General features: G+C 64.3%; 9 protein-coding genes. 4 read left to right on the top strand and 5 right to left on the bottom strand.

Annotated elements, in window-relative coordinates:
- A partial coding sequence (locus D7W79_RS30820) for a serine/threonine protein kinase (protein WP_244222063.1) occupies nucleotides 1-1,174 on the bottom strand: 1,174 nt, incomplete at its 3' end.
- A gap of 124 nt (nucleotides 1,175-1,298) precedes the next feature.
- Here D7W79_RS30820 and D7W79_RS30815 point away from each other — a divergent pair.
- Nucleotides 1,299-3,260, top strand: coding sequence for an ABC-F family ATP-binding cassette domain-containing protein (locus tag D7W79_RS30815; protein ID WP_120528950.1), 1,962 nt, complete (start codon nucleotides 1,299-1,301; stop codon nucleotides 3,258-3,260).
- 88 nt (nucleotides 3,261-3,348) lie between these two features.
- Nucleotides 3,349-3,867, top strand: a complete 519-nt coding sequence (locus tag D7W79_RS30810) for a hypothetical protein (RefSeq protein ID WP_120528949.1) — start codon at nucleotides 3,349-3,351, stop codon at nucleotides 3,865-3,867.
- 305 nt (nucleotides 3,868-4,172) lie between these two features.
- On the opposite strand, the gene D7W79_RS30805 is transcribed toward D7W79_RS30810, so the two are convergent.
- The 4 genes from D7W79_RS30805 to D7W79_RS30790 all read right to left on the bottom strand — a co-directional run bounded on the left by D7W79_RS30805 (nucleotide 4,173) and on the right by D7W79_RS30790 (nucleotide 9,471).
- Nucleotides 4,173-5,408 (bottom strand): endonuclease/exonuclease/phosphatase family protein, encoded by a 1,236-nt coding sequence (locus tag D7W79_RS30805; protein WP_120528948.1) that lies wholly within the window; start codon nucleotides 5,406-5,408, stop codon nucleotides 4,173-4,175.
- 78 nt (nucleotides 5,409-5,486) lie between these two features.
- Nucleotides 5,487-6,347 carry a type II secretion system protein GspC gene (gspC, locus tag D7W79_RS30800; RefSeq protein ID WP_147442134.1) on the bottom strand — a complete coding sequence of 287 codons (861 nt, stop codon included), beginning with the start codon at nucleotides 6,345-6,347 and terminating at the stop codon, nucleotides 5,487-5,489.
- Between the two features lie 228 nt (nucleotides 6,348-6,575).
- A complete protein-coding gene (locus D7W79_RS30795) occupies nucleotides 6,576-8,480 on the bottom strand; it encodes a hypothetical protein (RefSeq protein ID WP_120528946.1) in 1,905 nt (634 codons plus the stop codon).
- Nucleotides 8,481-8,529: 49 nt separating this feature from the next.
- On the bottom strand, nucleotides 8,530-9,471 hold the full coding sequence (locus tag D7W79_RS30790; protein WP_120528945.1) for a caspase family protein: 942 nt from the start codon (nucleotides 9,469-9,471) through the stop codon (nucleotides 8,530-8,532).
- A gap of 378 nt (nucleotides 9,472-9,849) precedes the next feature.
- On the opposite strand from D7W79_RS30790, the gene D7W79_RS30785 reads away from it, so the two are divergent.
- Nucleotides 9,850-10,278 (top strand): helix-turn-helix domain-containing protein, encoded by a 429-nt coding sequence (locus D7W79_RS30785; RefSeq protein ID WP_120528944.1) that lies wholly within the window; start codon nucleotides 9,850-9,852, stop codon nucleotides 10,276-10,278.
- A 5-nt stretch (nucleotides 10,279-10,283) separates the two neighbouring features.
- Entirely contained in the window at nucleotides 10,284-10,814 is a 531-nt protein-coding gene (locus D7W79_RS30780; RefSeq protein WP_208729885.1) for an IS630 family transposase, read from the top strand.
- Nucleotides 10,815-11,075: the final 261 nt, after the last annotated feature.

Raw genomic sequence — 11,075 nt, 5'->3', positions numbered from 1 at the left:
GCGCCGGGCTGTGCGCGTTGGACGTCCCACGCGGAGCAGGGGCCTGCGCTCCCGCCGGCGTGGTCCCCCGGGGCGGGGCCAGGCCCGCGCGAGAGCCCGTCTTGCCCGGGGCCGGTGCACGGCCCGCGCGGCTGCCAGAGCCCAACCGGCTTCCCGAACCCGCGCGGCTGCCAGAGCCCGCACGGCTGCGGCTGCCCGTTCCTCGCTCCACACCCGGCGTACCGCCCGTGGGGTGGGCGTCCAGCTCGTCGGCGGACAGGCCCTCCACCGCGTCCAGCAGCGCGTCGATGAACTCCTGCGCGTTCTGGTAACGGTCCTCCTTCTCCGGCGCGAGCGCCTTGGTGAAGAAGGCGTCCAGCTCCGGCGGCACCGGCGCGCCCTGGCGCTTGCTGTTCACCGGGGGCACGGGCTGCGTGAGCGACGCCGTCAGCGCCTTGCGCACCGTGTTCGCGCCGTAGGGAGAGCTGCCCGTGAGGCAGAAGTAGAGGACTCCCGCCATCGAGTAGAGGTCGGAGCGCTGGTCCACGGCCTCGCCGCCGGCCTGCTCGGGCGGCATGTACTGCGGGGTGCCCAGCACCTGGCCGGTGGAGGTGAGCTGCTCCTCCTCGTCCTGCTCCAGCGCCTTCACCAGGCCGAAGTCCAGCACCTTGACGAAGTCCTTCCCGTCGAGCGCCTGGACCATGATGTTGTGCGGCTTCAGGTCGCGGTGGACGCAACCCTCTTCGTGCGCGTGCGCCAGCCCCAGCGTGGCCTGCTCCAGCAGGTTCACCGCGCGGCGCAGGGTCATGGGCCCTTCGCGCTTCACCAGCTCCTTGAGGCTCTCCCCCTTGAGGAGCTCCATCACGTAGTAGCAGGTGCCGTCCGCCGCCCGGCCGAAGTCGAAGATGGTGATGACGTTCGGGTGCCTGAGCCGGCTGGCGATCTCCGCCTCGCGGCGGAAGCGCTCGAAGAACTGGGGCGCCGCGGCGAGCGACGGGTTGAGCGTCTTCACGGCCACCGGGCGCTGCACCGACGTCTGCGTGGCGCGGAACACCATGCCCATGCCGCCCTGACCCAGGACGCTTTCAATCTTGTAGCGGCCGTCCAGCACCTGGCCCAGGAGCTGGAGGCTCTGCGCCGCGCACAGGTGATCTTGACCTTCAGTACTACCGCAGTGGGGGCAGGGGGCGGCCATGGGTGCCGGGAGTATAGGCAAGCCCCGCCTTCCACCCAACCGGGGAGATGTGCTCCCTGGGCAGTCAGGCAGGCATCAGAACCGTTCCCGTGGGGCTTGCCGGCTGTTATCTCCCCCCTCCGCCATGAGCCTCGTCATCGCCCAGGACATCAGCCTCGCCTACGGAAAGAAGGTCCTCTTCGACGAGGACAATTTCACCCTTGGTCCCAGGGACCGGGTGGGACTGGTGGGGGCCAACGGGACGGGAAAGTCGTCCCTGATGAAGATCATCGCCGGGGTGAGCCAGCCGGACGGGGGCACCGTCCAGTACAGCCGCCGGGCCCGGGCGGGCTACCTGCCCCAGGAGATCGCCGGCCTGCCAGAGGGCACCGTCGTGGAGGCGGTGATGAGCACCGTGCCCGGCCGGGACTCGCTGGAGTCGCGCCTGAAGGACACGGAAGCGGCGCTCGCGGCCAGCACGGACGAGGAGGAGCAGCTGGAGCTGGCGCAGACGCTGGCGGACCTCCACGCGGAGCTGGACGACTTCGAGAACCGCTACGGCCGGCACCACGCCGAGCGCATCCTCAAGGGCCTGGGCTTCAAGGACATGGACCTGTCCAAGCCCACCCAGGCGCTCTCCGGCGGCTGGCGCATGCGCGCGGCGCTGGCGGGCCTGCTGCTCCAGGACCCGGACCTGCTCCTCCTGGACGAGCCCACGAACCACCTGGACGTGCCCACGCTCGCGTGGTTCGACGGGTTCCTGCGCCGCTCCAACAAGGCGATGGTGCTCATCTCCCACGACCGCGACTTCCTCAACCGGCAGATCAACCGGGTGGTGTCGCTGGAGATGGAGGGCGTGCGCGAGTACGCCGGCAACTACGAGGACTACAAGCGCCAGCGCGCGGAGGAGATGGTGCTCCTCCAGGCCCGGGCGGAGAAGGTGGAGCAGCGCCGCGCGGAGCTGCAGGGCTTCATCGACCGGTTCGGCGCCAAGGCCACCAAGGCGAAGCAGGCCCAGAGCCGCGCGAAGATGCTGGCCAAGCTGGAGAAGGTCCAGGTCCTGGAAGAGCGCCAGACGATGAAGTTCCGCTTCCCGGAAGTGGAGCGCTCAGGCCGCGACGTGGTGTTGATGGAGGGCATCACCAAGCGCTACGGCGCGCTCACCGTCTATGACGGGCTGGACGCGCGGCTGGAGCGGGGCCAGCGCATCGCCGTGGTGGGCGCGAACGGCGCGGGCAAGACGACGCTGCTCAAGATGGTGGCGGGGGAGCTGGCGCCGGACACCGGCAAGGTGACGCTGGGGCACAACGTGGTGGTGGGCTATTACGCGCAGCACCACGCGGACAAGCTGGACCGCCGCAACACCATCATCGAGGAGGTGCGGCCCCTGGCGGCGGACAAGCCGGAGAGCTACGTGCGCGGCGTGCTGGGCGCGTTCCTCTTCAGCGGCGACGACGTGGAGAAGCCCATTGGCGTGCTGAGCGGTGGCGAGCGCGCGCGCGTGGCGCTGGCGAAGCTGCTGCTCATCCCGTCCAACTTCCTCCTCATGGACGAGCCGACGAACCACCTGGACCTGGACTCGTCGGAGATGCTGATTGAAGCGCTGAAGCTGTACGGCGGCACGCTGCTGTTCGTCAGCCACAACCGCAGCTTCATCAACAACCTGTGCACGCACGTCTGGGAGGTGGCGGACGGCAAGCTCACGTCGCACCCGGGCAACCTGGACGAATACCTCTACCACCAGGAGCAGCAGCGCCTGGCGGCGGAGGGCGCGGACACGGGCGCGTCGAGCGGGAAGGGCGCCGCGGCGGGCACGGGGCCGGTGTCGGAGAAGGAGCGCAAGCGCCTGGAGGCGGAGGCGCGCCAGCGGCGCTCCGTGGTGGAGGGCCCCATCAAGAAGGAGATCGCGAAGCTGGAGGAGAGAATCGCGAAGGTGGAGGCCGAGCAGAAGGAGCGCGAGGGACAGCTGGCGGACCCGGTGCTCTACAACGACTTCGCCCGGGCGAAGCCGCTGATGGACGCGCACCGCGCGGGCAAGGAGGAGCTGGAGGACCTCTATGCCCGGTGGGAGGCCGCGCAGGAGAAGCTGGCGGCGGCGCAGGCCTGAACAAGTACGGGTGATTCGTACGCCAGGCGCTGGGGCCGTCAGCCGAGCGCCAACGAACGGAAGCTGAAGGAGCTGCTTTAGACCTGCCATGGCGCACATCAGCAGAGCGGTCGCGCGGGACCTCATCGTCGAGCTGGAGCTTCCTCAAGTCATCCTGGACATCTTCGATGGCAATCCACCCGAGGATTGCAGGCACCGGTACGGGCGTCCGGATGAGTACTACCGGATGACCGAAGCGCATCAGGCGCACTATGGGGCGGATGCGGTGGTGCCGTTCATGGACAACAGCAACTTCGACCATCTGTTTGCCTATGACCGACAGAGGTGTGGGTTTCTCCGTTTCTACGTGGAAATGCCAACGGAGGGCCTCGTTCAGCCCGTGTGCTCGTGGCAGCAGCTCATGGCTCGTGAGTTCATTTGCCATTACGAAGATGAAATGGACAACGCCAGCCTTCGTGATTTCGCGAAGCGGTTCGACTTCGAATTCGTAGAGGCGTTGATTGAGCTGGGAGAGCGGCATCGGCAGCCGGACGACAAGAATTGGCTCCGTGAGTGCGAACAGTTCGTCGTTTGGGTTGGTGAACGTGGGGCTCAGACCCTCCCGTAGGCGGGTCACTGGACGTCGAGGACCTTTCGGACCGGGGCGCCAGCCGCGTCCCATCCAGCGTCGTGCCGGGAGGAACGTTCGAAAGCGCTGAATCCTCAGCCACGTGTCCCGGAGGCCGGGCATCACCAGGACCGCGACCCCCTGATTCACGAGCAACGCGGCCGTCAGGACGCACGAAAAGACAAGCAGGACGGGCAGGCCCTGGATGGACCTCTGCATTCACGGTCCACGAAAAGGCCTCCCTGTTTGGAACAGAGGGGCCTTGAGCAATCCATGGGCCAGCGGCGCAGGCCTGACGCCTCGCGTCAGCTGATCTCCGTGTAGCCGGCGTGCGGGTGGTCGGACACGCCGCCGGTCTCCACCTGGGCGCTGTTCTGGGTGTTCACGCCGGCCGTGGTCCACACCTGGTCGAAGTCCTCAATCTCCCCCGGGCCGCCGCTCGTGCCGCCCACGGCGCGCTGCAGGCCGTACTGGCCGAAGATCTCCTGTACCTCCGAGGTGGAGGTGTTGAGGTCTCCCATCACCACGACGTCCCGCGCGGGCGGACCCTTGGCCTCTGCGGCGGCGAGCTGCGCGATGTACGCGAGCTGCGCGTCGCGCAGGTCCTTGTTCTTCTCGTCCGCGGCGACGTGGACGTTGATGATGGTCCGCTCCTGGCCGTCCGGTCCCTTGACGCGGGTGACGAGCGCGGAGCGCGGCTCCGACGTGCCGCCGCGGCGGAGGACTTCGTTGTTGTCGTGCAGTTGGTTGCGCTCCTCGGGCGTCAGCTTGCCGTCCGCGAGGGCAGCCAGCTCGTCGGCGGAGGCGGCGCCCGTGCCCCCGGCGCTGGTGGGCAGCGCAACGGTATAGGCCTCGGTGAGCTCATCCGGAGCCGCGACGTAGGTCGCGTTGCCGTAGGTGGCATCCGCGCCCGTATCCTCGCTGATGCCACCGTTGCGGTCATCGCCGGAGAAGGACTCGCCTGTGACGAGCGTGCCCCCGGGCGTCTGGTAGAGGGTGGTGCCGTCCGCGCCCGTGCGAATGGCGGTCTCCGGAGCATCCGCGTAGATGTCCACCGGCTCAGGGCTGTTCTTCCCCAGGAAGACCGCGAACCGGGGGTCGACGCCGGTGACGACGTCGAGCGCGGTGTTCCGGTCGCCGCTGCGCTTGACGTTCACGTCCACTTCCTGGAACGCGACGACGGAGGCTCCGGAGTCCTTGATGAGCTGGGCCTGGGCCTTGCGGTTGGTCTTGCTGTTGTACTCGTCGCCCGCACCCGTGGCGGTGTTGAGGGTGAGGATGGCGGTGCCCGTCTTCTTTGTCGGCAGATCCTCCACCTGCCGCGGCTTGTCGTAGCCGGTGTGGATGGCCTGGGGGTTGAGCTCGGGCATCGGGCCTTTGAACGCCTGACGTGCCGGGGTGAACGAATCCTGCTGACGAAGCTTCGCGGGAGGTGGCTTGAGGGCGGCGGCGGCCTTCGGGGCCACCTCCAGGCGGGCAACAGGCTTGGGCGTGATGCGGGCGCGGAAGGCGTCGCGGGCGGCGGGGCTCCAGAGGCTCATGGGATGGCTCCGTGATCAGGTCGGGAACAGCGGGTTGCCGACATGTACGCAGCGCCCTGGAAAGGGGTTACAGGGGATTTATTGGACGTCGAAGACCTTCCGGACCGGGGTGCCGCCGCGTTCAATCAGCAGCTCGATGCGCCGGGCCTCGCGCAGCGTGTTGAAGGCCTCCAGCGCCTTGTCCGGACTGTCCAGGTCCAGGCCGTTGATGCGCTGGAGCACGTCTCCATTGCGCAACCCCAACCGTGAGTAGAGCGACCCTTCACGGATGGAGAACAGCTTGAAGCCCACCGCGCGGCCGTCCCGGAAGGAGGGAACGACGCGCGCCTGCATCATCAGGTCATCCAGGTGCGTGAGTGCCTCGGTGACGTCCTCGCGGGGGACGGCATAGGTGTCCGCGCCTGTCTCGCGAATGCCCCGGCCCAGCGCGGCGCCGGGATGGACGTTCACCGCAACAGGAGGCGCCGCGCTTCCGGACCCGTCGATGTATTCGAGCCGCCCATCCACCAGCAGCAGGATGCGCTCCCGCTCGATGGCGAAGACGCGGGCGCCCTGGATGGTGTCACTGAGCATCAGGCTGCGCGCGCTGCCAGCTGGAAGCTCATGGATGGAGGCCATGGACCACCGGGGATCCTGCGCCACCAGGGTCCCCAGCAAACGAATGCCCAGCGTGCTGCGGCGGAGGTCCGGCGGTCGCTCCGGATCCACCTCCACCCCGGTTGCGAAGGAGAGCCCCGTCAGCCGGGCCAGCCGCGCATCATCCAGCGTCGGCGCGGGAGGGATGTCCGAAGGCACTGGAGCCGCGGCCCACGTGTCCCGGATGCCGGGCATCACCAATACAGCGAGCCCCTGGTTCACGAGCAACGCGGCCGTCAGGGCGCACGAAAAGACAAGCAGGACGGACAGGCCCTGGATGGACCTCTGCATTCCACGGTTCACGGAAAAGCCTCCCTGTTTGGAACAGGGAGGCCTTGAGCAAGACAGGGGCCAAGTGTCTACCCAAGGGGGCACGGCGCGCTCCGCCTGCCGGCGGACTCCGTGTCAGGGGATGGGTTGCCAGGAATGACAATCCGTCATGACACGGTGTCCGTCCGCCCTCAGTGCTCGTAACTGAACCGAGGCTGCCACGGCCTAAGCAGATGGCTATGCATATTCCCCCAGGATGGATCAGAAGGCCAGAATCGTGACGTCGACCGCCAGAAAGGCTGCAAAGCGAAGCGCTGAGACGTCCTGGGTCCGTTGCTCCTCAAGAAGGCTAACGCGGCGCAACTCGGGCGTCATGGAGGCGCCGATCCCCAGAACCAGCGGGACCTTATGAATGCCCCAGACGGCATAGAGCCCAGGGGAGAAAACTTGGGCGAACCCAAACGTCGGCGCCTGATCGACCGAGATTTGGGGCTGCTTATCCGTTTGGTCGGAGGAACTGCTCCCCTTGAGTCGGAAATCCGTCAGGGCCCCCACATCGATGATGGTAAATAGCAGGCCCAACGAAGAGGCCTCTCCGAGGCCCACCGAGGCCTCAATCCCGATGGGCGCGAACAGCCCTAGGTGAGCCGAGGGGGCCTGCGGGATCTCGCTGGAGGCGAGCCATTCCATGCCTCCCTGCACTCCCAGGTACCCATTGATGGATAGGGTTAATCCTTCTTTGGTCTTGCCGCGCTTCTGCCGGTAACTACCTACTGGCAGAGCCATGGCCTCAAGCGCCTGCTGAGCCGACTCCGGATCTTTAGCCGTGGCCAACTGCGCGAGGAACGGGCCGTACTTCTTCAGCCACACGGGTGAGGTATCTTTACTCCCTAGATCAGCCGGAACTAGGAGCAAGCTCAGCACTACGCGCGTGTAGTCCTGGCGGTTGACTCCATCCAGAGCATCAATGACATGCCCGGTAGCTTTGTGAGCCGCCTGAAAGCCAGCCACTGGTGCGTCGAGAAGTGCCGCAAAGTCTTCTGCAGCGGCAATGGTCGAGGAGATCGCAAGGAGATAGGCGGACATCTTCGAGACCGCATCCGCGAAATGGGCTCCTTCGGGACGGCCAGTTGTGGTGAGCAACACCGTCCTTGCCTCCCGGGCCTTGGTCAGCGTGACCTGCAGCTCCTTGGCTACGAGAACCAGCTTTAAAAGCGCACTCGTGAGTTTGCCAGTGTCGAGCCTCGCCGCGACTAGCTCCCTCTTCTTGAATTCCTCCAGGAAAAGGCGCGTCGTAATCTCAAGAAACTTCAGGTCAGGATTAAAGTTCTCTGTGAGTCCCGGGCCGATGATTTGCACTGCGATACCGATTCCCAGCATTCCACACGAGGCGGGAGTGGTTGTGCAGTTGCTGGTAGCCCGATACTTCTTCTCCAGCCCCGAGAGAACTCGCAGAGGTTCCTCTCCCTTCAGAATCAAGGAACTGCTCTGGATGGTCGTCTTGAGCAGCTCCGTGGTGTCGTGGTACGCGGGATTGGGAGGTGGGACATAATTATCGATGTAATTGTAAGGAAGATCCTGCAGGTCGTTCTCGAGGGTACCCTTCAACGCGGTCCAGGACACGGGAACGTCATAGGGGCTGACGGTGCTGATGAAGGAACACGTCAAGGGCAGGAGTTTCTCGCCATCGCCTTTAGTGCAAATGTCCTCCTGCATTTGCGTGGCAAAGGAAGCAATAGCCTCGGCCTTTGCCCTGCTGACGAGGAAGGCCGCGACTCCCGAGATGACGTCCTGCTGCCACTGAAGGCCTCCCAGGGCGGCCTCGGGTAGGAGACCTTTCTTCTGATCGGGCTGGCAGTTAGCAAAGGCGGTCTTGCTCAGCACGTCGAGCTGCGGAACCGCTGGGCTCAGTATTGGATCGCTGCAAAACGCGTAGGCGATATCCAGGTTGCCTTTGCAGGTGGGGTCGGTGGCCCTCTGTGACAGGCTCAAGTAGGAGGTGATGATCTTATCGCAACTGCTTGCGTATTGAATGGCGGAGAGGTCGGGGCGCAGATCTTGGGCCGTCAGGCTGCCTCTGGCTGACGCCGCCCGCACCAGTCTCGGGGCTGTGAGTAAGAGCAGGAGGATGATGATCCGGGAAGGAAGAGTGGCACGCGTGTTCATGGGATCCTGTCAGTGGAGAGTCTGCTGGGGGAATTGAGCACCCAACCCATCAAGGGGAAGTACTCTTGGCTGCAGGAGCCTTTGCAGACTCTTCGGTTGTCATGACCTCAAAATCAGTTGGCGCAGGTTTTTGGACCACGGCCCGGCTTCCTTTGCGTGACATGTAGAAGCTTCCCACGACGTTGATGTTGGACCAGGGACTCTGGTCCGTAGTCGAGCGCCAAACCTCCTCTCGCACCAGACGAAACACCTGATCGATTTCAAGTTCGTCTGGGCCGATACTTTTCAAGAACGCCGCCGCGAAAGGACTGTTGGAAGAGCCGTCAAAACCGTCACTGGCCTGCTGACCAGGCGCCGAGGCAAACGCGATGTATGTTCCCCTGGCCCCGAGCATGGGTGAAAAGCCTTTTCGGGCGATGATGGATTTTGATGTCTGGGATGCGAATGGATTGTCTCTGCATGCATCCAGAATTACGATGTTGAATGCCGTCTGCTTGACAGAGAGGCGCTCCAGGAGGTGTTGCAGCTTGTATGCATTTAGGGCTACATGGCTTTTGACCTCCTTTGAGGGAAGCTTGGGAAAGTCAACTCCGAAGATGTAGTTTACTCCGTCAATCTCAGCCCCATGTCCAGTGTAATAGAACAGCGCGACTTCATCACTCTGGGGATCGAGTGAGGTGAGAAAGTCAATGATGGCTTGATCGAGAGCAACCCGGGTCAGGTTGGTGCAGCGTGTGACCTCAAAGCCTGACTCCGTGAGTGCTTGGCCTACGTCTGTTGCGTCGTTGACCGGGTTACTCAGCGGAGTAAGTGTTCCATAGTCTTTGTTGCCAATGACTAGGGCTTTGTATGGATGCGGGGAGGCAGTTCGGGATATAGGAGGAAGAAGGACGCACTGGCTGATGATGGTCGTCTGGGCGGAAGACTCTCCCGTCATGCAGATCGTCGCGAGAGCAATGACAAGCAAGATTGAGCCAGAGGTGCGATTCATTGAGGATCCTTTTGCCGGCGAAGGCAAAGCTGTTGGGCGGTCCTGAGACCAAAAAGGGCTCCCCACAGACTCTCATTGGTCCCGCGTATGGTATAATCGGAATGTGCAGCAGTCAACGGAGCGAATGGGATGGTGTGTGTGAGTCGCGTTTGACATCAATTTGCTCCTATAGCTGTAGTTCGGAAGTGACCGCAGTCGTCCTCTTGGTGAAGGGGCGGGAGGGGGAGGAGCGAGACTCCCCATGCAGCAGCCATCTGCCACTGAAGCGCAGGTACCGGAAGTCCGGCTGGTGGGCAGACTCGTAATGGAACTGCAGGAAGTTGGGGCCTAACCCAGGGCTCGTTTGACGCGATCATCGAGGCTTGATCTTCTCTGGGGATGAGCGAAGGACATCCCACCCCGGAGAAGCTGCGGCGGGCCATCGTGCGGGCCTTCCACGACGAGGGACTGTCGTATGCGCAGATTGCCCACCTGCTGGGCATTGGCGAGGCGACGGTCAGCCGCGTCCTGCGGCTGTATCGAGAGACAGGCGACGTCGTTCCACGGCCCAAGGGTGGCGGCAGGCTCTCGCCCATCCGGGGCAAGGTGGCCAGCGAACTCAAGCGACTGGTAGCACAGAAGCCGGACGCAACGGTGCGAGAGCTGATGGCCGAATTGACGGCTCGTACGGGCATCATCACCAGCCGTCCCTCCATGCAGCGGGCGCTGCATCGACTGGGCTTCTCGCATAAAAAAAGTCCTTCACCGCCTGCGAGCGCGACGCGCCGCAAAACCTCTGGCGCCGGCGTGTCCTCGCCGCACTCCTGAGCGTCGTGGACGTGCGGCGGCTCGTCTTTCTCGACGAGTCCTTCTGCAATACCTCCATGGCACGCGAGTACGGCTGGGCGCCGGTGGGGCAACGTGCCCGAGGCGTGCGCCCTGGAGGCCGCTGGACCACCCTGACCCTCGTGGGGGCCATCCGCGTGGGCTGCCGGCCCAAGTTGATGACGCACCGAGGAGCCATCAATGGCCGCATCTTCGTGCGCTTCATTCGTCAGAGGCTTTGCCCTTGGCTGCATCCAGGCGACGTCGTGCTGATGGACAACCTGGGTGCCCACAAAGTGGCCGGTGTGCGCCAGGCAATTGAAGCCGTTGGGGCCTGCGTCGTGTACCTGCCCACCTACAGCCCGGACTTCAATCCCATCGAGTTGTGGTGGGCGGACCTGAAGCGCCAGCTTCGCCGGATTGCTCCTCGGGCCATTGAGGACCTGGCGCGGACGGTGAGGCAGTTACGCGCGGCCACTCCGCTCGCAAAGCTCGCGGCCTGGTTCCGTCACTGCCTCTCCTTCCTTCAACTCAACTGATCTCGGCGTTAGTTCGTTTAGGAGGCGGAATCTCTGATCGCTGAATCATCGGGCGACATAGAGCGACATAAACTTGTTGATGTGGTCGCTGAGCCATGGCTCATTCGAAGGACTGTCAAACCTTGGAATTCTAGCTAGGGGCTGTCCCTGATCTCAGGCCGGAAAATCAACCTGGTGGATCAAACACCGGCATTGGACCCGGCTTCGGAAGGCATCAGGAGGTTGCCAGCCAGCGTCAGGCATGATCAACGCTGGCTGTGC

This window comes from Corallococcus exercitus (genome assembly GCF_003611585.1).
Taxonomy (GTDB): Bacteria; Myxococcota; Myxococcia; order Myxococcales; family Myxococcaceae; genus Corallococcus; species Corallococcus exercitus.
This window is presented reverse-complemented; position numbering and strand designations above follow the sequence as displayed.